22 protein-coding genes and 1 pseudogene are annotated in these 22,084 nt (G+C 70.6%); 10 read left to right on the plus strand and 13 right to left on the minus strand.

Features of this window, described 5'->3' with window-relative positions; all coding sequences use genetic code 11:
* Window positions 1-125: 125 nt before the first annotated feature.
* Window positions 126-929 (plus strand): annotated as a pseudogene (locus tag ABIA35_RS29160) (glycosyltransferase 87 family protein); the annotation flags it as partial.
* 194 nt (window positions 930-1,123) lie between these two features.
* Here ABIA35_RS29160 and ABIA35_RS29165 read toward each other — a convergent pair.
* Window positions 1,124-1,786, minus strand: coding sequence for an acyltransferase (locus ABIA35_RS29165; protein WP_370342258.1), 663 nt, complete (start codon window positions 1,784-1,786; stop codon window positions 1,124-1,126).
* 164 nt (window positions 1,787-1,950) lie between these two features.
* Here ABIA35_RS29165 and ABIA35_RS29170 point away from each other — a divergent pair, with 164 nt between their 5' ends.
* The gene (locus tag ABIA35_RS29170) at window positions 1,951-2,688 is read left to right on the plus strand and encodes an MgtC/SapB family protein (protein ID WP_370342257.1); all 738 of its coding nucleotides are present in this window, start codon (window positions 1,951-1,953) and stop codon (window positions 2,686-2,688) included.
* A gap of 100 nt (window positions 2,689-2,788) precedes the next feature.
* On the opposite strand, the gene ABIA35_RS29175 is transcribed toward ABIA35_RS29170, so the two are convergent.
* Complete coding sequence (locus tag ABIA35_RS29175; protein WP_370342256.1) at window positions 2,789-3,016, minus strand: hypothetical protein; 228 nt, start codon at window positions 3,014-3,016, stop codon at window positions 2,789-2,791.
* A 389-nt stretch (window positions 3,017-3,405) separates the two neighbouring features.
* On the opposite strand from ABIA35_RS29175, the gene ABIA35_RS29180 reads away from it, so the two are divergent.
* Window positions 3,406-4,185: an HAD-IIA family hydrolase gene (locus ABIA35_RS29180; protein WP_370342254.1), complete on the plus strand. Its 780-nt coding sequence runs from the start codon at window positions 3,406-3,408 to the stop codon at window positions 4,183-4,185.
* A gap of 71 nt (window positions 4,186-4,256) precedes the next feature.
* Window positions 4,257-4,466: a hypothetical protein gene (locus tag ABIA35_RS29185; RefSeq protein ID WP_370342253.1), complete on the plus strand. Its 210-nt coding sequence runs from the start codon at window positions 4,257-4,259 to the stop codon at window positions 4,464-4,466.
* A gap of 48 nt (window positions 4,467-4,514) precedes the next feature.
* Here ABIA35_RS29185 and ABIA35_RS29190 read toward each other — a convergent pair whose 3' ends face one another.
* The 3 genes from ABIA35_RS29190 to ABIA35_RS29200 form a co-directional block, all read right to left on the minus strand.
* A complete protein-coding gene (locus ABIA35_RS29190; protein WP_370342252.1) occupies window positions 4,515-4,784 on the minus strand; it encodes a hypothetical protein in 270 nt (89 codons plus the stop codon).
* Between the two features lie 47 nt (window positions 4,785-4,831).
* A complete protein-coding gene (locus ABIA35_RS29195; protein ID WP_370359974.1) occupies window positions 4,832-6,832 on the minus strand; it encodes an acetoacetate--CoA ligase in 2,001 nt (666 codons plus the stop codon).
* 72 nt (window positions 6,833-6,904) lie between these two features.
* The gene (locus ABIA35_RS29200) at window positions 6,905-7,309 is read right to left on the minus strand and encodes a winged helix-turn-helix transcriptional regulator (protein WP_370342250.1); all 405 of its coding nucleotides are present in this window, start codon (window positions 7,307-7,309) and stop codon (window positions 6,905-6,907) included.
* A 207-nt stretch (window positions 7,310-7,516) separates the two neighbouring features.
* Between ABIA35_RS29200 and ABIA35_RS29205 the strand changes: the two genes are divergently transcribed.
* Window positions 7,517-8,086, plus strand: coding sequence for an NADPH-dependent FMN reductase (locus tag ABIA35_RS29205; protein WP_370342249.1), 570 nt, complete (start codon window positions 7,517-7,519; stop codon window positions 8,084-8,086).
* Between the two features lie 96 nt (window positions 8,087-8,182).
* Here the strand turns inward: ABIA35_RS29205 and ABIA35_RS29210 are convergent, their stop codons facing one another.
* The gene (locus ABIA35_RS29210) at window positions 8,183-9,331 is read right to left on the minus strand and encodes a damage-control phosphatase ARMT1 family protein (RefSeq protein ID WP_370359975.1); all 1,149 of its coding nucleotides are present in this window, start codon (window positions 9,329-9,331) and stop codon (window positions 8,183-8,185) included.
* A gap of 101 nt (window positions 9,332-9,432) precedes the next feature.
* Here ABIA35_RS29210 and ABIA35_RS29215 point away from each other — a divergent pair, with 101 nt between their 5' ends.
* Window positions 9,433-10,662, plus strand: coding sequence for a serine hydrolase domain-containing protein (locus tag ABIA35_RS29215; RefSeq protein ID WP_370359976.1), 1,230 nt, complete (start codon window positions 9,433-9,435; stop codon window positions 10,660-10,662).
* Between the two features lie 73 nt (window positions 10,663-10,735).
* Here ABIA35_RS29215 and ABIA35_RS29220 read toward each other — a convergent pair whose 3' ends face one another.
* The 3 genes from ABIA35_RS29220 to ABIA35_RS29230 form a co-directional block, all read right to left on the minus strand.
* Window positions 10,736-11,893 (minus strand): acyl-CoA dehydrogenase family protein, encoded by a 1,158-nt coding sequence (locus ABIA35_RS29220; RefSeq protein ID WP_370342245.1) that lies wholly within the window; start codon window positions 11,891-11,893, stop codon window positions 10,736-10,738.
* A gap of 14 nt (window positions 11,894-11,907) precedes the next feature.
* Entirely contained in the window at window positions 11,908-13,464 is a 1,557-nt protein-coding gene (locus ABIA35_RS29225) for an acyl-CoA carboxylase subunit beta (protein ID WP_370342244.1), read from the minus strand.
* 79 nt (window positions 13,465-13,543) lie between these two features.
* A complete protein-coding gene (locus ABIA35_RS29230; RefSeq protein WP_370359977.1) occupies window positions 13,544-14,617 on the minus strand; it encodes an LLM class F420-dependent oxidoreductase in 1,074 nt (357 codons plus the stop codon).
* Window positions 14,618-14,711: 94 nt separating this feature from the next.
* On the opposite strand from ABIA35_RS29230, the gene ABIA35_RS29235 reads away from it, so the two are divergent.
* Window positions 14,712-16,343: a Rieske 2Fe-2S domain-containing protein gene (locus ABIA35_RS29235; protein ID WP_370342241.1), complete on the plus strand. Its 1,632-nt coding sequence runs from the start codon at window positions 14,712-14,714 to the stop codon at window positions 16,341-16,343.
* Window positions 16,344-16,465: 122 nt separating this feature from the next.
* On the plus strand, window positions 16,466-17,350 hold the full coding sequence (locus tag ABIA35_RS29240) for a TIGR03619 family F420-dependent LLM class oxidoreductase (RefSeq protein WP_370359978.1): 885 nt from the start codon (window positions 16,466-16,468) through the stop codon (window positions 17,348-17,350).
* Between the two features lie 121 nt (window positions 17,351-17,471).
* Here ABIA35_RS29240 and ABIA35_RS29245 read toward each other — a convergent pair whose 3' ends face one another.
* A complete protein-coding gene (locus ABIA35_RS29245) occupies window positions 17,472-18,191 on the minus strand; it encodes an SDR family NAD(P)-dependent oxidoreductase (RefSeq protein WP_370359979.1) in 720 nt (239 codons plus the stop codon).
* Between the two features lie 180 nt (window positions 18,192-18,371).
* Between ABIA35_RS29245 and ABIA35_RS29250 the strand changes: the two genes are divergently transcribed.
* Window positions 18,372-19,376 carry a sigma-70 family RNA polymerase sigma factor gene (locus tag ABIA35_RS29250; RefSeq protein ID WP_370360003.1) on the plus strand — a complete coding sequence of 335 codons (1,005 nt, stop codon included), beginning with the start codon at window positions 18,372-18,374 and terminating at the stop codon, window positions 19,374-19,376.
* Here ABIA35_RS29250 and ABIA35_RS29255 read toward each other — a convergent pair.
* The gene (locus ABIA35_RS29255) at window positions 19,373-19,708 is read right to left on the minus strand and encodes a luciferase family protein (RefSeq protein ID WP_370359980.1); all 336 of its coding nucleotides are present in this window, start codon (window positions 19,706-19,708) and stop codon (window positions 19,373-19,375) included. The two genes, ABIA35_RS29250 and ABIA35_RS29255, sit on opposite strands and share 4 nt — an antisense overlap.
* A gap of 184 nt (window positions 19,709-19,892) precedes the next feature.
* The gene (locus ABIA35_RS29260) at window positions 19,893-20,831 is read right to left on the minus strand and encodes an oxygenase MpaB family protein (protein ID WP_370342236.1); all 939 of its coding nucleotides are present in this window, start codon (window positions 20,829-20,831) and stop codon (window positions 19,893-19,895) included.
* 27 nt (window positions 20,832-20,858) lie between these two features.
* Between ABIA35_RS29260 and ABIA35_RS29265 the strand changes: the two genes are divergently transcribed.
* Window positions 20,859-21,314 carry a pyridoxamine 5'-phosphate oxidase family protein gene (locus tag ABIA35_RS29265; RefSeq protein ID WP_370342235.1) on the plus strand — a complete coding sequence of 152 codons (456 nt, stop codon included), beginning with the start codon at window positions 20,859-20,861 and terminating at the stop codon, window positions 21,312-21,314.
* Between the two features lie 21 nt (window positions 21,315-21,335).
* On the opposite strand, the gene ABIA35_RS29270 is transcribed toward ABIA35_RS29265, so the two are convergent.
* A complete protein-coding gene (locus ABIA35_RS29270) occupies window positions 21,336-22,013 on the minus strand; it encodes a DUF5336 domain-containing protein (RefSeq protein ID WP_370359981.1) in 678 nt (225 codons plus the stop codon).
* Window positions 22,014-22,084: the final 71 nt, after the last annotated feature.

Genomic DNA, 22,084 nt, shown 5'->3' on the forward strand with positions numbered 1-22,084 from the left:
GCCTCCCCGACCGACTAAGCCTTGCCGACCGACGCAGCCTCACCGTCCCGCTCGGCGTCTTCGGCGCCCTGAGCCTGGCCGGCTACCTGGTCATCCGCACGCTCGCGCACCCGACCATGATCGACATGGTCGTCTACCGGCAAGAGGGCCTGGCGGTCCTGCACGGCCACGACCTGTATGGCGCCGGGGTCAGCGTCGGCACCGCCGGCGGCAACCAACTGCCGGCGACCTACCCGCCCTTCGCGGCGATGCTCTTCGCGGCGATCAGCTGGATGCCGGTCGGCGTGCTGAAGGTCGTGGTGACCGCCGCCAACATCGCGTTGCTGGTAACGGTCGTGCACCTGGCGGCGAAGCTCGTCGGGGGCTGGATGGACCGGCCGGCGTTCGCCGAGCGGTGGGCCCTGGTCGCCGCGATCGCCGGGCTCGGGCTGTGGTTCGAGCCGGTGTGGACCACGCTGCGCTACGGCCAGATCAACCTGGCGCTGGTCGCGCTGATCCTCTTCGACCTCACCCGGCCGGCGGCGAGCAAGTGGCCGCGGGGCCTGGGCATCGGGCTGGCGACCGGCATCAAGCTGACCCCGGGCGTCTTCATCCTGTGGTTCCTGCTGGCGGGCCGGCGGCGGGAGGCCGTCGTCTCGGCGGCCGGTGCGGTCGGGACGATGGTCGTCGGGTTCGCCGTGCTCCCCCACGCATCGGTGAAGTTCTGGCTGCACGAGGTCTGGGACACCAGCAAGGTCGGCAAGACCTACATCACCGACAACCAGTCGCTGTCCGGGATGATCGCGCGGGTCACGCACATCGACGATCCCAAGGCGCTGTGGGCGGTCGCGGCGGTCGTCGTCCTGGCAGCGGGTTTGTGGGTGGCGGCTCAGAGCTCCAAGCGCGGGGACACCGCACTCGGCGCGATCACCTGCGCCGTCACCGGCCTGCTGATTTCGCCGATCAGCTGGTCGCACCACTGGGTGTGGGCCGTTCCGGCGGTGATGCTGCTGGCCGTGCGGGAGCCGAGGGCCGCGGCGGCGTGGTGCGCGGTGTTCCTGTCGTTCCTGATCTGGGCTGTGCCGCACAAGGTGATCGGCCCCTCCCCGGACCTGAACCCGCTGCAGATGCTGCTCAGTTCGCTCTATCCGTTGGCCGGACTGGCTTTCCTCGTCTGGGGCTGGAGGGAATCCACCCGGGCCCAGCCGGTCGAGGCCTCATACCGGCGCAGCATCTTGGCCGGGACACCGCCGACCACGCAGTGATCCGGGAACTCCCCGCGGACCACGCTGCCGGCCGCCACGACCACGTTGCGGCCCAGGACCGTGCCCGGCAGGATCACCGCGTTGGTGCCGATCCAGCAGCCCGACCCGATCCGCACCGGGGCCTCGCTGGGCCACTGTTTGCCGATCGGGACGTCGGGGTCGTCGTAGCCGTGGTTCTGGTCGGTGATGTAGACGTTGGGGCCGGTGTACACGTCGTCGCCGATGTCGATCGAGCGGTGGCCGACCACGTGGCTGCCCCTGCCGAGCACCACGCCGTCGCCGATCCGCACCAGGGTGTCCGGGCCGAGATCCAGGCCCGGGATGAAACCGGCGGAGATGGTGACGCCGGCGCCGATGAGCACGTGCGCGCCCACGGATATATAGCGTTCCCCGAAGACCGTGCCGGGCGGGAAGGCCATAGTGGACCCCTCGCCGAACGCGGCGAAACGGCGGGCGGCCGGCGAGCCCGCGTGCACCTTCCCGGCCTTGGCCAGCCAGCCCCACAGGCCGGCGGCCAGCCGGTTGCCCAGCGCTGACACCATGGGCGATACGGTACCCCCTGCGCGTGATCTTCCAGAGGGGTATCGGCGTTGCATAACTGTTCGATCACGGCCGTGAGGTGTTCAGCCTTCGAGTACCGGCCCCGCCCCCCGTACCTCTATCGTTCCGTTGGATTCGCAGAGGACATCAGGGGAGGACCACAGACATGCACTCAGTGGGGGCCGTCCTACTGGCAGCCATACCCTCGGCCGACAACATCCACGTCCCGACCCACTGGGACGCCGTCGGCCGCATCGCCCTGGCCTGGGGCCTGACCTTCGCCCTGGGCTTCGAGCGGCAGATCCGCGGCGCGATGGCCGGCGACCGGACCTTCTCGCTGCTGGGCGCGGCCACCGCGCTGATCGGCGTGCTGGCCGGCAACGGCGCGAGCACGATCCTGGCCGGCGCGGTGACCGGTATCGGCTTCATCGGCGGCGGCCTGTGCTTCCGGCAGACCGTCCAGGAGCACGAGGTGCTGCACGGCATCACGACCGCGGCGAGCATCTTCGCCTGCTCGGCGATCGGCGCGGCCTGCGGCCTGGGCCTGGTGAAGGAGTCGATCGCGGCGACCGTGGCGACGCTGCTCACCCTGGAACTGCGCCACATCCCGCTGATCCGCACGCTCGACGCGCGCCGCTGGGACGGTCTGGTCCACCACGACGAGCACGTGCACTCGCACTTCTTCAAGCGCGGCACGGCGATCCCGGGGCAGATGGTCGAGGCCCGGGTGGCCACCGCCGACACCGCGGACAGCGACGCGGTGGTGCTGATCAACCCGGTGATCGCCGCGCAGCAGGCGGCCGCGGCCACCGCGGCGACCGTCACCCCCGACGTGCCGGCGGTGGCCGACGCCGGCGTGCTGCCCGAGGGCAGCGCCGTGGCGGCGCCGGCCGGGAAGCAGTGAGGAAGACAGGGTTCCGAGAAAAACAGGGTTCTGAGACAACGGCGGGGCCGGACGACTGCGAAGTCGTCCGGCCCCGTCGGTCATCCGTGGGCGCGGACCGTCAAAGGTTGATGCACAGCACCGGGCCGAGCAGGTCGATCTCGCACCAGGGCCACCAGGCCGGGTGGTGAGCCGATACCGGAGCGCCCATCGGCACGGCGGCCGTGTGCGTGACGGCGGCGGCCGGCGCGGTCGCGGCGGAAGCAGACGTGGCGGCGACGGCCCCGAAGCCGGCGAGCAGCACGGTGGCGCTCGCGGTCGCGGTGAGCTTGAGCGTACGGCTCTTCATGGTCCAACTCCTCCTGATACGGCCCGCGGATGCGCGGAACCCTCAAGCAGGTTCGGCGAAGATCCACTGGGGGCGCGAACGGTTCTGCGCTGTTCGGTTGATCACAGACCGTCCGCACCCGGCCCGGAGGCGCTGCCGAGGCTCTCTGCGCAACCGTTTGACCAGGGGCTTTGGACAATATACTGATCGTTCGTGCTACCCTCGGGGACGCCGGTGCGTAGAAGATGTCCCCGGGCCTCAATTTACGCCGTCGTGGAATACCGTTCGGCTGGAGCCGCGGCGAGCTTTCCGCCGCGAGGCGACACGCGCACCGGCGCTAAAACTTTTCACTTCTGGAATGATGGTCGCCACCATCGCAATGTTCCCTTCCATTCCAGGAGCAGATCGAAGTGCATGACCGCAAGCCAGTCGAATGCTGGATGACCGACATGGACGGCGTCCTGATCCGCGAGGGACACATGATCCCCGGCGCGGACGAGTTCATCCGCCGGCTTCGGAGCAAGGACCGGCCGTTCCTGGTCCTGACCAACAACTCGATCTATACCCCGCACGACCTGTCGGCGCGTCTGACGAACCTGGGCATCCCGCTGCCCGAGGAGCACATCTGGACCTCGGCGCTGGCCACCGCGCAGTTCCTGGACGGCCAGCGGCCCAACGGAACCGCCTACGTCATAGGGGAAGCCGGGCTCACGACGGCGTTGTACGACGTCGGATACACCCTGTCCGAGGCGTCCCCGGACTACGTGGTCCTGGGCGAGACCCGCGCCTACAGCATCGACGCCATCACCCGCGCCATCCGCCTGGTGTCCAGCGGCGCGCGCTTCATCGCCACCAACCCCGATGCCACCGGCCCGACCCCGGAGGGCCCGCAGCCGGCCTGCGGCGCCGTCGCGGCGCTCATCACGAAGGCCACCGGTGTGGAGCCCTACTTCGTGGGTAAGCCGAACCCACTGATGATGCGCGAGGGTCTGAACAAGATCGAGGCGCACTCGGAAGTGACCGCGATGATCGGTGACCGCATGGACACCGATGTGCTGTGCGGCATCGAGGCGGGCCTGGAGACCTTCCTGGTGCTGTCCGGCGTGACCCAGGCCGACGAGATCGACCGCTTCCCCTTCCGGCCCTCCCGGATCGTGAAGTCGATCGCCGACCTGGTCGACGTGGTCTGAGTCAGAAGCAGGTCCGGACGGTGAACACCTTCGTTCCCGCCGCGCGTCGGCCGGAAGACAGTGGTTTGACAATGTATGAGAACAGCAGGGGCGGCTCCCGCATGGCGGCCGCCGGATCCATGAGCGGCACCCCGGTCTTCGACGCGCTGGTCGTCGAGTTCCGGGCCAACTTCCGCACGGTGCCCGGGGACCCGTGGTCCCCGCAGCCGGCGCCGCGGTTCGCCGAACTGTCGGTGCGCTCCGACCGGTTCGGGCTGCCCCCGGGGCAGGGCGGGCTGTAGCAGGCTGACTGGCCGGCCGCCGCGCCTTTCACGGGTCCGGCGGCGGACTCAGCACGCGCCGCCCCGGCAGGCGTACCACCACACGCCGATGATCAAGGCGTAGTGGAACGCGATCACACCGGCCACGAACACCAGGACGGCCGCGACGGCCCCGAGAACGATCCCGAGCGTGGCCCACGGATGCTCGCGCCGGAAGCCGTGCCGCTCCGTGGATCTCGGCGGCGGCACGGGCCGCCGCTTGGGCCTGGCCGCGCGGGCCAGCACAGCGATGCCCACAAAGGCCGCGACGCCATAAATGATCGCACCGGAAATCGACACCTGCCAAGGATGTCCCCGCTCGGCCGCGGGGACATCCGCTCAGATACTCAGTTCTCTGAGTCGCGGCGCCGCGCGTACTCGATGAACCACTCGATCAGCGCCGGATCGTCCACGGTCCCGAGGTTCACCGCCTTCGCCGGGTCGGCGCCGGTCAGCAGGCGCTTCACCGGGATCTCCAGGCGCTTGCCGGTGCGGGTGTGGGGGACGCCGGGGATCTCGACGAGTTCGTCGGGGACGTGGCGGGGGGTGAGTTCGGCGCGGATCGCGGCGGCCACGCGCTTCTTGAGGTCGTCGTCCAGGACCGCGTCGGGCGCGAGGTGCACGAACAGCGGCATCCAGTAGCCGCCGTCGGGCAGTTCCACGCCGATCACCAGTGATTCGCGGATCTCCGGGAGCTTCTCCACGACTTCGTAGATGTCCGCCGAGCCCATGCGGACGCCCTGCTTGTTCAGCGTGGAGTCCGAGCGGCCGTGGATGATGACGCCGCCGCGCTCGGTGATGGTGCACCAGTCGCCGTGCCGCCAGACGCCGGGGAAGACGTCGAAGTAGGCGTCGTGGTACTTGTGGCCGTCGGGGTCGTTCCAGAACTTCACCGGCATCGACGGTGTCGGCGCGGTCAGGACCAGTTCGCCGACCTCGCCGAGGTGCGGGTGGCCCGCGGCGTCCCAGGACTCCACGCGGCAGCCCAGGGCGCGGCACTGGATCTCGCCGGAGTAGACCGGCAGCAGCGGGTTGCCGGCGACGAAGGCGGTGCACACGTCGGTGCCGCCGGACAGCGAGTTCAGCCAGATGTCCGAGCCCACCGCGTCGTAGACCCAGCGGAAACCCGTCGGGGGCAGCGGGGAGCCGGTGGAGCCGATCGCGCGCAGGGCCGACAGGTCCAGGTCGCGGCCGGGGTGCAGATCAGCCTTCTGCGAGGCCATCAGATAGCCGGCGCTGGTGCCGAGCATCGTCGCGCCGGTCTTCTCCGCGAGCTGCCACAGGCCGCTGACGTCCGGGAAGGCCGGGCTGCCGTCGTAGAGCACGGCGGTCGCGCCGAGCAGCAGCGAGCCCAGGACCACGTTCCACATCATCCAGCTGGTGGAGGAGTACCAGAAGAAGCGGTCGCCCTCCTGGACGCCCATGTGGAAGGCGATGGCCTTGTAGTGCTCCAGCAGGATGCCGCCGTGGCCGTGGACGATGCCCTTGGGCAGGCCGGTGGTGCCCGAGGAGTACAGGATCCACAGCGGGTGGTCGAAGGGCACGGCCTCGAAGACCAGGGCCGGCTCGGCCCCTTCCGGGCCCGCGACCGCCTCGGCCCAGCGGATGCTCTCGGCGCACGCCGGGCCGTCCGGGAACTGGTAGTCGACCCAGACGGTGTGCTCGACCGTCGGCAGCGCGTCGCGGGTCTCCATGCACTCGGCGCGGCGGTCGATGCGCTTGCCGCCGTAGCGGTAGCCGTCGACGCCGATGAACACCTTCGGCTCGATCTGCGCGAAGCGGTCCAGGACGCCCTGGGTGCCGAAGTCGGGGCCGCAGGCGGACCACACCGCGCCGAGCGAGGCCACGGCCAGCTGGGCGATGATCGCGTGCGGGGTGTTGGGCAGGAAGGCCGCGACGGTGTCGCCGACGCCGACGCCCCAGGAGCGCAGCGTGGCGGCCAGACCGGCCACCTGGCGGCGCAGCTCGGCCCAGGAGACCTCGACAGGCTCGGCGCCCTCCTCCACGAACAGCAGGGCCGGGCGGTCCTCGGAGGCGGCGCGGAAGACGTGCTCGGCGAAGTTCAGGGTGGCGCCGGGGAACCAGCGCGCGCCGGGCATCCCGGCGTCGGGGAGGACGGCCTCGAACGGGGTCGCGGACTGCACCTCGAAGTAGCGCCAGAGGCTTTCCCAGAACTCCGCGGGGTGGTCCACGGACCACTGCCAGGCGTCGGCGTAGGCCGGGAACGGCCCGACGCCCTGCTTGGGGAGCCAGTCCAGGTAGCGCTGCAGCGGCGAGCCAAGAGCCTGCGCGTCGGTCGGCGTCCAGAGGAGTTCCCCGAACGCGGCGGGCTGGTCGGCTGCGGACATCGTCGTCCCCCAACTTCGCGGTGGCTGCGTGCCGCTGGCTCGTGGCCGTGATCACGCCTGACAAGCGTCAGATTAGCGTCCCTCGCCGGGCTCCAAAAACGACTCCTGGCACTCCACGCCCTCCGGCAGCGGCGGGAGCTCGATCCACTTCTCGGCCCACTCGGCGAGCTGCTGGAACGCCGGTTCCAGCTCGGCACCCTTCTGGGTGAGGTGGTACTCCACGCGCACCGGGGTCTCGGGAATCACGACGCGCTCGACCAGGCCCACCTGTTCGAACTCCTTCAGACGTTCGGAGAGCAGGCGGTCGGAGAGCTTGGGGACGGAGCAGGCGATGTCGGTGTAGCGGGTGGAGCCGGCGAGCATCGCCCGGAGGATCGCCCCGGACCAGCGCCGCCCGATGATCTCCACCGCGGTGTGGAAGCGCGGACAGAAGGAGCTCAGGTGCTCCTCGTGCTGCGTCGCGGTGTTGTCGGCCATGGACCTAGCTTACCTTCCGTAGGCGACTTGACAACCGTAAGCACGACGCCTACCTTCATCCTTACGAAAGGTAACCAGCTCACGCAGCGTTACCGACTACGCCCGACGCAGACCCGTCCCGGTCCGCGCCACGGCGGGCTACACCAGGCACGACCAGGCAAGACCCCCCCAGAACCAGCAGAACCCCCAGACCCCGGGAGCTCAGAAGTGACCACCAAGATCCTCGCCTTCTCCGGCGCCCTCCGTAAGGCGTCCACCAACACCGCCCTGGTCCGCGCGGCCAAGCAGCTCGCCCCCGAGGGCGTGGAGATCGAGATCTACGACGGCATCGGCCAGCTGCCCTTCTTCGACCAGGACCTGGAGTCCGACGTCCCGGCGAACGTGGCCGAGTTCCGCGCCAAGATCGCCGCCGCCGACGGCGTCCTGATCGCCAGCCCCGAGTACAACTACTCGATCCCCGGCGTCCTGAAGAACGCCCTGGACTGGGCCTCCCGCCCCTACGGCGAGTCGGTCCTGACCGGCAAGCCGGTCGCCGTCATGGGCGCCTCCGGCAGCGGCTTCGGCACCGTCCGCGCCCAGAACCACCTGCGCGACGTGTTCCACTGGCTCGACGCCAAGGTCGTCACCAAGCCCGAGGTCCACGTGGGCAACAACTGGGAGCGCTTCGACGGCGAGGGCAACCTGGTCGACGAGACCTCCCGCAACCTGGTCGCCGGCCTGATCGCGGCCCTGGTGGTTCTGATCGAGGAGACCCAGAAGGTCAAGGCCAACGCCTGACCCCGAGGTACGTCCTGGCGCCGAGGTACGTCCTGACACTGATGTCGTCCGGACACTGAGGTTTTGAGGTGGGCCCCGTCGCGGATGCGGCGGGGCTCACTTGCTGTGCACTTGGATCAACGCGTACTCGCCGCTGGTCCGCCACGCGGTCCCGGTGGCGTCGAGCTTCGCGACGGTCTGCGCCGTGAGCCCGACCGCGACGTCGGACTTCAGCGTGCGCAGCGTCGCCACCGGCGCCGGGAAGTAGGCGGTCAGCTCCGCGAAGGGCGTGGTGGGCGGCCAGGCACGGTCGCCGACGAGGCGGCGGTAGTTGAGGTCGCCCTTCAGGATGACCAAGGTCGCGCGGGACAGGTCGTCGGCGAGCTCGTAGGGAAGGTCGCGGTACGGGAGCGGCGCGCACCAGAAGGGGTGCGTGCGCAAGCCGACCGTGCCGTCGGACAGCGCGTTCCAGAGCCGCTGGGCGGTCTTGGCGGCGGTGCCGGGGCCCTCGCCGATGCGGCGCAGGACGGCGACCACGTCGGCGCCGGTGGCGTCGGACACGTAGTACGGCTGCGGCTTCACATGCATCACCACGCGGGCGGCAGCGCCTGTGGCCAGCATCTGGTCGACGAGAATCAGGTCGGCCAGCAGCTCGCGCCCGGCGTTGTCGGCGACCAGGTGCACGACCGGGTTCGGCGCGGCGTCCAGGATCGACCAGAGCGCCACACTGTCATCGGCGACCAGATCGGTCGTGGCACCCTCGGCGGCCGCGGTGATGCGGAACCCGAGATCGGCCCGGTTGCCCCACAGCGACGCCTCCAGGAGCGCGCGCCGCTGGGCGGCGATGGGCTCGCCCGCGACGTCGTGCAGCGCGGCCAGCTCCGCGGCGACGGCCGGCGTGGCCAGCTCGGCCGCCTTCGCAGGGCCGAACAGGTCGACGCCCTGCCACGGGCCCGGCCGGAAGTAGCCGACCGCCTCCAGCAGCCTGCGATAGAAGAACGACTCGGCCCAGAGGAAGGGCGCGCTGAGCCACGGCCGGCCGTACCAGCCCCGGTCCCACAGGTGCCAGAGCGCGGCGTCGTGGGCGTCGGACGGGAGCTGCTGGATGTCTCCGGAGACCGTCTCCTCCAGGAGCGCGTCCAGGGCCCGGCGGATCTCGGCCGGGTAGGGGAAGGAGTCCTGGATCTGCTTGATCAGGATCGGATGGCGCTTGTTCCACACGCCCCAGGCGAAGGACTGCGGCTGGTCCGAAACGATCTCATCCATACGCAGCCGCCTCCCCCGGCGCGAGCGGCGAGAAACGCCTTCGGCGTAGCGACCGGCGTGTTACCCGCCCGGGGGTTCAATCAATGTCTTTACTAGGCGACATGTCACTGTCACGGACATCCCGGAAGAACCGGACCGCGGCCCTGTTGGGCGCCGCCACCCTGGTCACCGCCGCACTCATCCCGGCCACCTCGGCACCCGCCCTGGCCGGCACCTCGAACAGGAGCACGTGTGAAAGCTCGCCGGAGCCCGCACGCGGCGCCGGGCTCCAGATCCAGAACATCGCCAAGGCCGACAAGGCGAAGTTCGGCCTCAACTCCGTCATCCTCAAGGTCACCCGCGGCCGGCAGAACCTACTGACCAACGCCCTGGGCGAGTCGATGACGGGCATCCCCGCCGACACGGACATGCAGTTCCGGACCGGCTCCGTGGGCATCGCCTACATGGCCACTATCCTGCTCCAGCTGGCGCAGCAGGGCGTCGTCGACATCGACGCCCCGGCCGCGCGCTATGTGCCGAAGATCCTGCAGGTCAAGGGTGCGGACAAGATCACCCTGCGGCAGCTCGGCAACTCCAGCTCAGGGCTGCACGACTACGTCGTCGACCCGGACTTCCTCAACGAGGTCGAGTCCCACCCGTTCCGGTACTGGACCGAGGACGACGTCCTCGCCTACCCGTTCCACCACGACCTCTGGTACGCGCCAGGCACCAACTGGAGCTACTCGCACGCCAACTTCGTCCTCGAGGGCGAGGCCCTGGAGAAGATCACCGGCGTCCCGCTCGACCAGCTCCTGAAGAAGCGCGTCCTGGAGCCGCTGGGTCTGGACAACACGTTCATCAACGCCAAGCCCCCGATCCCAGACCCCGTACACGCGTTCACCTCAGAGCGCGGCACCTACGAGGAGTCCACCTTCTGGAACCCGTCCTGGACCACGGCCCATGGCGCGATCCTCACCCAGAACGTCTGCGACCTGGCCACCTCCGCGCGGGCCATCGGCTCCGGCCAACTGCTCTCCCCCGCGTGGTTCCAGTTCCAGCTCAATCCGGGGACGGTGGGGCTGGGTGACGCGAGCAAGTGCCCTCCGGGCATCTGCCGCCTGAACACCGAGGCCGCGCACTACGGCTTCGGCGTGCAGGTGATCAACACCTGGGTCGTGCAGAACCCGTCCTTCTCGGGCTACTTCGCCATCCAGGCCTATCTGCCGTCCCAGGACCTGTCCATCGCGGTCAGCACCACCGACGGCCCCTCCAGCACCCCGAACGTCAACTACGCCGATACGGTCGCCACCGACATCGCCGCCGCCCTGGCGCCGCAGTACCCGCTGTCCTGAACGACCGCGGGGCGGCGTCAGCAGTCTGCTGACGCCGCCCCGGACGAACTGGACGAACCGGAGCCGCCGGACGTCACGCGTTCGGCAGCCCCATGTCCCGCGCGATCAGCATGCGCTGGACCTCAGAGGTCCCCTCGCCGATCTCCAGGATCTTCGAGTCCCGCCACATGCGCGCGACCGGGAACTCGTTCATGAACCCGTAGCCGCCGTGGATCTGCGTCGCCTCGCGCGCGTTGGTCACCGCGGACTCCGAGCAGTACAGCTTCGCCATCGCGGCCTCGGCCTTGAAGGGCTCGCCGGCGAGCATGCGGCTGGCGGCGTCGTAGTACGCCAGGCGGGAGGTGTGGGCGCGCAGGCGCATGTCCGCCAGCTTGAACTGGATGGCCTGGTTGGCCCCGATGGGGCGGCCGAAGGCCTCGCGTTCGTGGGCGTACTTCACCGATTCGTCGACGCAGCCCTGGGACAGGCCGGTGGACAGGGCGGCGATGGCGATGCGGCCTTCGTCCAGGGTGCGGAGGAAGTTCGCGTAGCCGCGGCCGATCTCGCCCAGGAGGTTCGCCTCCGGGACGCGGACGTCCGCGAAGGACAGTTCGCGGGTGTCCGAGGCGTTCCAGCCGACCTTGCTGTACTTCGGCGCGACGGTCAGGCCGGGGGTGCCGGCCGGGACCATGATGGTGCTGATCTCCTTGGCGCCGCTTTCCTTCGTGCCGGTGACCGCCGTGACGGTGATCAGGCCGGTGATGTCGGTGCCGGAGTTGGTGATGAAGCACTTCGTGCCGTTGATCACCCACTCGCCGTTCTCCAGGACCGCCGTGGTGCGGGTGGCGCCGGCGTCGGAGCCGCCGCCGGGTTCGGTCAGGCCGAAGGCGCCGAGCATCTCGCCGGAGCAGAGCTTGGGCAGCCACTGCTGCTTCTGCTCCTCGGTGCCGAAGCGGTAGACCGGCATGGCGCCCAGGGAGACGCCCGCCTCCAGGGTGATGGCGACCGAGGAGTCGACGCGGGCCAGCTCCTCCAGGGCCAGGCACAGGGCGAAGTAGTCGCCGCCCATGCCGCCGTACTCCTCGGGGAAGGGCAGGCCGAACAGGCCCATGCGGCCCATCTGGGCCACGATCTCGTAGGGGAACTCCTCGCGCTCGTAGAACGCCCCGATCTTGGGGGCGACGACGTCGTGGGCGAACTCCTCCACGGTGGCGCGCAGGGTTTCGTAGTCTTCACTCAACCGGTGATCCATGGGAGGTCCTCCGCTCAGACCGGGGTGACGCCGTGGCGGCGCCGGGAGAAGAAACGGTCCTTGCCCTCAGCCGCGCGGTAGCGGGCGATCAGGGAAGTCCGAAGGTCGGCCGGCTCGACGATGTCGTCGATCACCAGCTCGCTGGCCAGGCGCACGAAGTCGATGTCGGTCTCGTACTCGGCCCGCTTGTCGGCGACGAAGGCCGCGCGCTCGGCGTCGTCCTCGATGGCCGCGATCTTGTTCGCGTACACGGCGTTCACCGCCGCCTCGGCGCCCATCACCGCGATCTTGGCGGTGGGCAGGGCGATGGTGGCGTCCGGCTCGAAGCCGGGGCCGGCCATGGCGTACAGGCCGGCGCCGTAGGCCTTGCGGACCACCACGCACATCTTCGGGACCGTGGCCTCGGAGACCGCGGTGATCATCTTGGCGCCGTGCCGGATGATGCCCTGCTTCTCCACGGCCGTGCCGACCATGAACCCGGGCACGTCGGACAGGAACAGCAGCGGCACGTTGAACGCGTCGCAGAGCTGGATGAAGCGCGTGGCCTTGTCGGCGGAGTCGACGAAGAGCACGCCGCCCTTGAACATCGGGTTGTTCGCCACGATGCCGACCGGCTTGCCGTCCAGCCGGGCGAAACCGACGGTCAGCTCCCGGGCCCACAGCGCGTGGATCTCGAAGAACGAGTCGGTGTCGACCAGGCCCTTGATGAAGCGGCGCATGTCGAACGCCTGGCGCTCGCTGACCGGAACCAGGGCCGCGAGATCGATGTTCGCCGGGGAGTCCGCGGCCTCGGCCGCGGGGGCGTCCTGCTGCCAGTTGGAGGGCAGGTAGGACAGGTACTGCTTGACCGTGTCCAGCGCGTCCTGCTCGGTCTTGACCAGGAAGTGCCCGACGCCGGACTCGGCGCAGTGCACCCGCGCGCCGCCCATGGCCTCCAGCGTGGTCTTCTCCCCGGTGACCATCTCGACCATCCGGTCGCTGCCCAGGTACATCGAGGCGTTGCCCTCGACCATGATCACCACGTCGCAGAACGCCGGGATGTACGCCCCGCCCGCGGCGGAGGGCCCGAACAGGGCGCAGACCTGCGGGATCGAGCCGGAGGCCCGGACCTGGGTGTGGAAGATCTTGCCCGCGCCGCGCCGGCCCGGGAACAGGTCCACCTGGTCGGTGATGCGCGCGCCGGCGGAGTCCACCAGATAGACCATCGGCACGCCGGTGCGGTAGGCGGTCTCGATGATCCGGATGATCTTCTCGACGGTCCGCGCGCCCCAGGACCCGGCCTTGACGGTCGAGTCGTTGGCCATCAGGCACACCGGGCGGCCGGCGATCCGGGCGGTGCCGGTGACCACGCCGTCGGCGGGCAGGTCGCCGGCCATGGCGTTGGCGAACCGGCCGTCCTCGACGAACGACCCCTCGTCGACCAGCAGCTCGACCCGCTCGCGGGCGAACAGCTTGCCCTTCTTCTCATTGGCCGCGTGGTACTTCTCCGCCCCGCCGCGCAGGATCTCCGCAGTCAGCTCGGGCAGGTCATGGTGCGGAAGGGTGTGCGGTGGCACGCCTGGTTCCGTCATATGTGGCAACTCCTTTGTTGCGATTATTCTCGCGTGTGCGCTAGGACACGCTCGCATCAAAGATTCTGCCAGCGCGCCACTACTTCGCTAGTGCCCGGATGGTGTGCTCAATCACACCGGCGTCGTGCGACTCCGGCAGCATCACGATCTCGTCGACCCCGGCCTGCCGGTAGTCCTCGAACGCCGAGCAGACCTGGTTGAGGTCGCCGACCGCGGCTATGGAGCGCAGCACGTCCAGGGGCATCGCGGCCAGCAGCGAGCGCTCGTGCGCCCCGCCGCGCGCCAGGTCGATCAGCTCGCCGTGCCCGGCCTCGGCGAACATCCGGCCGAAGCCGTCGGCGTCCAGGTACGGCAACAGCGAACGCCGGATCCAGTCCAGGGATTCGGCGTTCGGGTCGACGACCGTCGGCAGGAAGACGGCTAAACGGGGCACCGCGCGGTTCATCCGGTCGGAGGTCAGAGCCAGCCGGGCCTTGATGCGCGCGGCATGCTCGACGGTCGCCAGCGGCACCGCGACCCGGTCCGCGCGGCCCACGGCGACCTCGCAGGCCTCCAGTCCGAAGGCCAGGACGGTCAGCGAGGCGTGGGAGGGCTCCAGCCGCGAACGGAAGCCGCGCGAGCGGACCGAGACGCCCTGGAAGCTGACCGGCTCGTTGCGGGTCAGCGGGCCCAGCACGGACAGGCTCTCGGCCAGCGCGGTGGCCGGGTCGGTGCGCGGCCGGCCGTGCCAGTCCACGACCACCAGGCCGGTGGAGGCGGTCAGGGCCAGGCCGATGTCCCGGCCGGTGAGCGCGGCCACGCTGGCGGCACCGCGGGCCGCGGTGACCGGGTCCCGGACGGCGGCCGGGAGCGGGCCGAGGGTGAGGGCGGCGCGGGGCCGGGCCGGGCTATTGCGCTGCAGTTCGCCGGCGGTGGCCGGGCTGGCGCCGGCGGCCCGGGCCTTGGCATCAGGATCGGCGGACCCCGAGGGCAGCTCCCCGGCCGCCGCGGCCACGGCCACGGCGAGCGCGAAGGCGTCGTGCCCGGTCGACTCCCCCAGCCAGATCTCCTCATAGCCGAGTTCGTCGGCGAGGCACGCCAGCCGTACGGTCAGCGCCGGGTCGCTGTCCGTGCGGTTGCCGAGAAGAACCCCGTCCACGATCACTTGACTCACTGCCCCCTGGTGTCGCCCTCGGGAAAAACCAGCTGTGATCCTCCCCGGTGGCAGAGTACCGTTCGGGGGTCTCGCGGTGCGATACGTTGGATCGATGCGCATCACGTCGATTGGTCACGCCGGCATGCTGGTGGAGACCGCCGCCGGCCGGATCGTCTGCGACCCGTGGTTCACCCCGGCGTACTTCGCGTCCTGGTTCCCCTTCCCGGACAACTCGGCCTTCGGCTCCGCCGCCGACCCGGCCGGGATCCGCGACGCCGAGTATCTGTTCGTCTCCCACCTGCACCACGACCACTTCGACCCGCACTGGCTGGCGGAGAACATGTCGAAGGACACCACCGTCCTGCTCCCCGACTACCAGGTCCCGGACCTGCGCGACGAGTTGGAGAAGCTGGGCTTCCGGAACTTCGTGCAGACCCGCAACCGGGAGGTCACCGAGCTCCCCGGGGGCTTGAGAATCCTCATCGACGCGCTGATCACGCCGACCGACGGCCCGCTGGGCGACAGCGGCATCGCGATCGACGACGGCGAGGTGCGCATCTTCAACCAGAACGACGCCCGCCCGGTCGAGGACGGCCCGGTCGGTGCCTTCGGCCCGTACGACGCGCATTTCCTTCAGTACTCCGGCGCCATCTGGTACCCGATGGTCTATGACTTCCCGGACCGGATGAAGGCCACGGTCGGCCGCCGCAAGCGCGAGAACGGCATGGCCCGCGCGCTGCGCTACGTCGACCAGTACCAGGCCAAGCAGGTGTTCCCGTTCGCCGGCCCGCCCTGCTTCCTGGACGAGCGCGACGGCCTGTTCGCGATCAACGACTTCGACGACGACCCCACGAACGTCTTCCCGAGCCAGCTGGCGTTCCTGGAGTTCATGCGCGAGCAGGGCCACGACAACGGCCACCTGTTCGTCCCCGGCACCACCGTGGTCCTGGGCGCGGACGGCAAGTGCGAGATCGAGCAGGTCCCGCAGGCGCAGATCGACGAGATCTACGGCCGGCGCCGTACCTACCTCACGGAGTACCAGAAGCGCGCGCAGCCGCAGATCGACGCGATGCACGCCGGGCTGCCGCAGGACAAGTCCGACCTGGTCGGCCAGCTCAAGGAGTGGGTCGAGCCGCTGCTGGCCTGGGCCGACCACACCTGCGCCGGGCTGAACGGCCGGATCCTGCTGGAGACCGTGGACCCCGGCAGCGGCGAGGTCGACGACCAGATCGTCTTCGACTTCCTGACCCGCACGATCGGCACCTGGGACGGCGAGGCCGAGTGCCGCTACCGGTTCCGCACCGACCGGCCGCTGATCGAGCACCTGGTGCGGACCCGGACCCCGGACTGGGTGAACGAGCTGTTCCTGTCCTGCCGGTTCCAGGCCTCGCGCAAGGGCCCCTACAACGAGTACATCTACACGTTCTTCAAGTCGCTGTCCGAAGAGCACATGACGTACGTCGAGGGCTACTACGCGGAGTCCAGCGACGTCACCGACCTGGCCAAGGCCGAGGGCTTCGCGGTGCAGCGGCACTGCCCGCACCTGAAGGCCGACCTGACCCGCTTCGGGACGGTCGCCGACGGGGTGCTGACCTGCTCGATGCACGGCTGGCAGTTCGACCTGGCCTCCGGCCGCTGCCTGACCAGCGACGACCGCAAGCTGGTGGCGCGGCCGCTGACCGCCGAGGACGGGGAGCTGCCGGAGATTCCTGCTGGGAGCCCGGCTCCGGCCGCGGGGCGCTGAGCGCGACTGCCGAGCATCGAGCACAACTGAGGAGCCGCGCCGGGAACAGACGTCCCCGGCGCGGTAGTTTTTCGGGGTGACCGGTCCGGTGCGGGCCGGAGGCGAGCGGAAGGAACAGGCCCGTGCGGCTGGGGGTCAACGTCCCGAATTTCGGGGCCGCCACGTCGGTGGACGTGCTGGAACGCTGGGCGCACGTCGCCGAGGGCCTGGGCTTCGACCTGCTGATGATGTCCGACCACGTGCTGGTCACCGAGGACGTGGCGAAGACCTATCCGGGACCGTTCCACGACCCCTTCACGACCCTGGCCTGGCTGGCCGGACGCACCGAGCGCATCCGCCTGGGCACCACGGTCCTGATCATGCCCTACCGCCAGCCGGCGCTGACCGCGCAGATGGCGGCGAGCCTGCACCGGCTCTCGCGCGGGCGCTTCGTGCTCGGTGTCGGGGTCGGCTGGGCGCGTCAGGAGTTCGCGGCCCTGGAGGTCCCGTTCAACCGCCGCGGCGCGCTGACCGACGAGCACCTGGACGAGATGCACCAGATCTGGGGCGGCGGCGTCGAGGGCGTGGCGCCGGCGCTGGCCCCCGACGAGCTGCCGGGGCCGCCGGTGTGGATCGGCGGCAACAGCGACGCGGGCATCCGGCGCGCGGTGGTGTCCGGCAACGGCTGGCACCCGCTGGGCTTCACCATGGACTGGATCCAGGACGCGGTCGGGCGGCTGAAGGCGTTCGCCGACGAGGCCGGGCGCGAGGTGCCGACGCTGGCGCCGCGGATCAAGCTGCGGCTGACGCCCGAGCCGGTCACCGACCCGGACCGCCAGGCCGGCATCGGCACGCTGGAGCAGGTCCTGGACGACCTGGACCGGCTGCGCGCGCTGGGGTCGGAGATCACGGTGCTGGACCCGTACCACGGCGACCCGGCGGAGCTGGAGCGTCCGGAGGACGCCTGGCGGCAGCTCGCGGTGGTGGCGGCCGCCTGGGGGTCGTTCGCGGCGCCCACCGCGGTCTGATCTTCTGACCGACTTACCGACTTACCGCCTGACCGCCTGATTCGCCTGATCGCTTGACGACGGCGCGCCGCCGCCCTCGGCCCTGATGAGGCCGGGGGCGGCGGCTGCCTGATGGATCCGCTCAGGCCGCGACCATCTCGGCCGCCGCCCGCTGCATGAGCGTGACCGGGGCGTCCGCCCAGCCCGCCGCCAGCGCCGCGGCGAACGGGTCCGGGAAGACGTCCTCGGTCCCGGCGGCCACCGCCGCGAGGATCTCCGCCGCCACCGCGTCCGGCGCGGTCTTGGGGATGTCCAGGTCCTGCGACATGTCGGTGTCCAGCGGCCCGGCCAGGACCGCGTGCACCTTCACCCCCTTGGGCGCCAGCAGCGCCCGCAGCACCTGGGTGAAGGAGTACGCCGCCGCCTTCGAGATCGAGTAGGCGGGCAAGACCGGCACCGCGGCGACCGAGGTGGTGGACAGCACGTTCACCAGCGTCCCCCGCGAGGCGGTGAGGTGGTGCCGGAAGGCGTGCGAGACGTCGTAGGGCCCGTAGAGGTTGACCGCGAGCATCCGGTCCAGCTCCTCGCGGTCGTCGATCTCCGCGTAGGAGGCCGCCCCGGCGTTGTTGACCAGGACGTCCAGCTCCTCGACGGCCTTCGCCGCGAGCTCGATCTGGTCGACGTCGGTGATGTCCAGCCGGAGCGGGACGACGCGCGCGTCGGGATGGGCGGCCGGGTTGCGGGCCCCGGCGTAGACCCGCTGCGCGCCCTGGTCCAGGGCCGCGTCGACGAGCGCGCGGCCCAGTCCCCGGCTGGATCCGGTGACCAGGACGGTCTTGCCGGTGAGGAAGTCGTTCGCCATGGTGGCTCACTCCGATCGGAGGCGGTTTTTCGCTGACACCTCCACTGACCCGGCCGCGATCGGAAACTGGGTGGCCGAGGAGCGCCCACTTTCCGCCCCTCCTGGTGTCTGGACAGGTGAGCGCTCCCATGGGTTGTGCATGGGTTGTGAGAACGAGGAGAGGTGGTGGACACCGTGGAGATGTCGGCCGAGCTGCTGCACCGCGCCCGGTCCGGCGACCGGGAGGCCTTCGCCGAACTGGTCGGGCCGTACCGGGGCGAGCTGCACCTGCTCTGCTACCGGATGCTCGGGTCCTTCCAGGACGCCGAGGACACCCTGCAGGAGGTGCTGCTGGCGGCGTGGCTCGGGCTGGCCGGGTTCGAGGAGCGCTCCTCGCTGCGGACGTGGCTGCACCGCATCACCACGAACCGGTGTCTGAACACGCTGCGCTCGGCAGGCCGGCGTCCGCAGCCCGCGGCGGCCTTCCCGGCGCCGGTGCCGGAGCCCTCGGCGCACAACGAGGTGCTGTGGCTCCAGCCGTATCCGGACCTGTTGCTCGATCGGCTACCCGATGGGGAGCCCGGGCCGGAGGCCAGGTACGAGACGGCCGAGGCGATCTCGTTGGCGTTCCTGACCGCGTTGCAGCTGCTGCCGCCGAACCAGCGTGCGGTGTTGCTGCTGCGGGACGTGCTCGGCTACCGCGCCGCCGAGGCCGCCGAGCTGTTGGACCTGACGGAGAGCGCGGTGACGAGCGCTCTGAAGCGGGCGCGCGCCACCCTGGACGCGACGGCGCGGGGGCCGGAGCGTCCGGGGCCGGTGCCCGGCAGTCCGCAGGAGCGCGAGCTGACCGAGCGGTTCGTCGCGGCGTTCACCTCGCACGACATCGACGCCCTCCTGGCGCTGATGACCGACGACATCTGGATCCGGATGCCTCCGATGCCGTTCGAGTACCAGGGGACGGAGAACGTCCGCGGCTTCTTCACGGCCATCGAGGCGCACCGCCGCGCGATCTGCCGCCTGGTGCCGACGCGCGCCAACGGGCAGCCGGCGTGGGGCGAGTACGCGCTGGACCGGGTGACCGACAAGCTGCACTGCGTCGGGATGCTGGTGGCGCGCTACTCCGGGGACCGGGTCGACGAGCTGACGCACTTCGAGGCGGGGGTGGCGGCCTCCTTCGGGCTGCCGCGGGTGCTGGGGGACGGCTAGTCGGCCGGCGCCGAGCGAGCGAACGCCAGGCTCTCCTGGATGATCGAGAGCACGATCGCCACCTCGGCCTCGGTTCGCGGCCCGTAGGCCATGTACTCGGTGCCGAAATCACCGAACTGGTGAGGTTCGGCCCAGCCCAGCTCCACCAGCCGTGCGCCTCGGCCGGCGGGAAGCACCAGGTGGACGCTGGTGTCGGTGACGCCATGCACGTGGACCGGTTCCAGCCGCTTGCCCGGCGCCAGAGACGTCTCGGGCGAACGTTCCGCGGGCTGGTCGGCCAGGAACACCGCTCTGGAGTCGGCCGGCGACACCTGGCTGTGGCCTTCGACCACGCCCGGGAGGCGAAGGTCCGCGCGACCAGCTCGCCCCACAGCGCGGGGCCGGCGTTCTGGTCCAGTTGGCGATGCGGGCCCTGATCGGATGTGGCAGGACGGGTTCCTGGGCGCGGCTGGTCATGCACGCATCGGACGTTAGCCCAAGCCGCATCGCACGAGCTTCGAGATTTCGACGGGACGGCTAGCCCTGCGAAGCGCCCGGCGCCGTCCGCCAGCCGAGGTGCCGGCGGGGCGGCGTCAGCCCCATGCGCGCGTAGGCGGTCCCGACGATCTCCGAGGGCTCCATCGCCCAGCGCAGCGTGCGCCCCGCGGCCTGGGCCAGCGGGCGGTCGACGAACAGCCGGACCGCGTCGGAGCGCCCCAGCTGGAGCGGGTCGCGGGCCCAGTCCGGGAGCAGCGCCGAGGCGCCGTTCATCAGGACCCGGACGGCGGCGCGCTCCCGGGGGTCGGCGCCGAACTTCCGGATGAAGTGGATGCCCTCGATCGCCGCCTCGGTGGCCTGGAGCTCGGGCTGCATGTCCCGCAGGTAGCTCGCGACCTCGGCGGCCGACTCGGGGACGTCGCGCGCGCCCAGCATCCGCGCCGGGACCGCGACCTCGCGGTAGTACTGGTCGCGTTCGGCGGCGGTGAGGGGCGGCGCGCCGAAGCGCTCGTAGCCGGCCAGGAAGCAGCGCACCTCGGCGACGTGGACCCAGGTCAGCAGGTGCGGGTCCTCGGCGCTGTAGGGGCGGCCGTCGGGGGCGTTGCCGTTGATGTGCGGGTGGACGCGCTCGCGGACGTGCGCGACCGCGGCCTCGGCGACCTCGGTGGAGCCGAAGGTCGTCGACAGGACGTAGGCGACGGTCCGGTTCAGCCGGGTGAGCGGGTCGGTGCGGAAGTCGGAGTGCTGATCGACGCCGGCCATCGCCAGCGGGTGCAGCGACTGGAGCATCAGCGAGGCGAAGCCGCCCATGAGCATGCCCGGGGCGTCGGAGTGCACGCGCCAGGTCACCGCGCCGGGCCCGAACAGACCGGGGTCGCCGGGCGGGCTGGAGTAGCGCTCCTTCAGGCGCAGCCCGCCGGAGCCGTGCACGCTGGCGTTCAGCTCGCGCCGGACGTACGCCTTCAGCCTTGCCGTCATCGATCGAAACCTGTTCTACTTTTCGCCATGAGCCAGCGGGACCGCATCCGGATGTCCGATGATGAGATCGAAACCTTTTTCGCCGCGGGGCGCAAGCTCCAGATCGCCTCGGCGAACGCCGACGGCACGCCGCACCTGGTCACCATGTACTACGCGCTGCTCGACGGCGACCTGGCCTTCTGGACGTACGGCAAGTCCCAGAAGGCGGTGAACCTGCGGCGTGATCCGCGGATCACGTGCCTGCTCGAAGACGGCATCGCCTACAACGAGCTGCGCGGCGTCACCGTGTACGGCGAGGTGGACCTGATCGAGGACTACGACCGGGTCCTCGCCTTCGGCATGGCCCTGACCGCGCGCTACCCCGAGGTCTTCGGCGCCGACGCCGAGGCGATGCGCCCCTTCGTCGAGCAGCAGGCGCACAAGCGCGTGGTGGCGCGGGTGCGGGCCAAGCGGACCGCGTCGTGGGACCACTCGAAGATGTGACCCGGGAGCGGCAACAGCGGGCTATCGGCGCGCGGCGAAGATGCCGGAGTCGAACAGGTATGCCAGCCAGGACAGCAGGAACTGGATGGCGCCGAAGACGAGGAAGAGCGTCTGCAGGTCACCGGCCCCGTCGGAGCTGATCGCCGAGAGCACGAGGGTGACGAAGATCGCGGTGGTGATCATCGCCGGCAGCGCGCCCGGCGCCCGCTCGCGCGGCAGGAACTCGCGCACCGCGACCAGGCCGGCCAGGAAGAACATGGTCGGGGCCAGGGTGTAGATGGCGACGGCGGCCTTGTAGAGGTTCATGGAGTCGCCGTCGCCGGTGCTGACGTAGCCGAGGAACAGGTTGATCACGCCGAGGGCCGCGACGCAGAGGTAGAGCATCTTGCCCAGCGGGACGGTGACGGCCGGCCGCGGGGGCTGGTGGTTCGGCGCGTGCGGCGGCGGGGCATGGTGCGGCTGCGCGCCGGGCGGCGGCGTGGTGAAGTGCGGCGGGCCCTGATACTCGGGCTGCGGCGGGTGCGGTTGGCCGACTGCCGGCTGAGTCGGCGGCGGGTGCGGTTGGCCGACTGCCGGCTGGCTCGGCGGCTGGCTCGGCGGCTGGCTCGGCGGCTGACTCCCCACCGGTGGCGTCTGGCTCGACCCCTCCCCTTCCGGCCGCGGCACCGGATCTCCGTTCGCTCCGCTCTGCGTGCTCATCAGCGCTCCGTTCCCCGGATCGGCGGCATGCCCGTCCCGCCAGCCGACCAGCCCCGACCCTTGATCGCCCT

The sequence above is a fragment of the Catenulispora sp. MAP12-49 genome (assembly GCF_041262705.1).
Taxonomy (GTDB): domain Bacteria; phylum Actinomycetota; class Actinomycetes; order Streptomycetales; family Catenulisporaceae; genus Catenulispora.

Coding starts and splice junctions, on each gene's coding strand:
- ABIA35_RS29265 (WP_370342235.1), top strand. CDS start 20,859: ATGAGCCAGCGGGACCGCATCCGGATGTCCGATGATGAGATCGAAACC.
- ABIA35_RS29220 (WP_370342245.1), bottom strand. CDS start 11,893: ATGGATCACCGGTTGAGTGAAGACTACGAAACCCTGCGCGCCACCGTG.
- ABIA35_RS29215 (WP_370359976.1), top strand. CDS start 9,433: ATGTCACTGTCACGGACATCCCGGAAGAACCGGACCGCGGCCCTGTTG.
- ABIA35_RS29260 (WP_370342236.1), bottom strand. CDS start 20,831: ATGACGGCAAGGCTGAAGGCGTACGTCCGGCGCGAGCTGAACGCCAGC.
- ABIA35_RS29195 (WP_370359974.1), bottom strand. CDS start 6,832: ATGTCCGCAGCCGACCAGCCCGCCGCGTTCGGGGAACTCCTCTGGACG.
- ABIA35_RS29250 (WP_370360003.1), top strand. CDS start 18,372: ATGTCGGCCGAGCTGCTGCACCGCGCCCGGTCCGGCGACCGGGAGGCC.
- ABIA35_RS29170 (WP_370342257.1), top strand. CDS start 1,951: ATGCACTCAGTGGGGGCCGTCCTACTGGCAGCCATACCCTCGGCCGAC.
- ABIA35_RS29245 (WP_370359979.1), bottom strand. CDS start 18,191: ATGGCGAACGACTTCCTCACCGGCAAGACCGTCCTGGTCACCGGATCC.
- ABIA35_RS29210 (WP_370359975.1), bottom strand. CDS start 9,331: ATGGATGAGATCGTTTCGGACCAGCCGCAGTCCTTCGCCTGGGGCGTG.
- ABIA35_RS29200 (WP_370342250.1), bottom strand. CDS start 7,309: ATGGCCGACAACACCGCGACGCAGCACGAGGAGCACCTGAGCTCCTTC.
- ABIA35_RS29235 (WP_370342241.1), top strand. CDS start 14,712: ATGCGCATCACGTCGATTGGTCACGCCGGCATGCTGGTGGAGACCGCC.
- ABIA35_RS29175 (WP_370342256.1), bottom strand. CDS start 3,016: ATGAAGAGCCGTACGCTCAAGCTCACCGCGACCGCGAGCGCCACCGTG.
- ABIA35_RS29225 (WP_370342244.1), bottom strand. CDS start 13,464: ATGACGGAACCAGGCGTGCCACCGCACACCCTTCCGCACCATGACCTG.
- ABIA35_RS29270 (WP_370359981.1), bottom strand. CDS start 22,013: ATGAGCACGCAGAGCGGAGCGAACGGAGATCCGGTGCCGCGGCCGGAA.
- ABIA35_RS29185 (WP_370342253.1), top strand. CDS start 4,257: ATGTATGAGAACAGCAGGGGCGGCTCCCGCATGGCGGCCGCCGGATCC.
- ABIA35_RS29165 (WP_370342258.1), bottom strand. CDS start 1,786: ATGGTGTCAGCGCTGGGCAACCGGCTGGCCGCCGGCCTGTGGGGCTGG.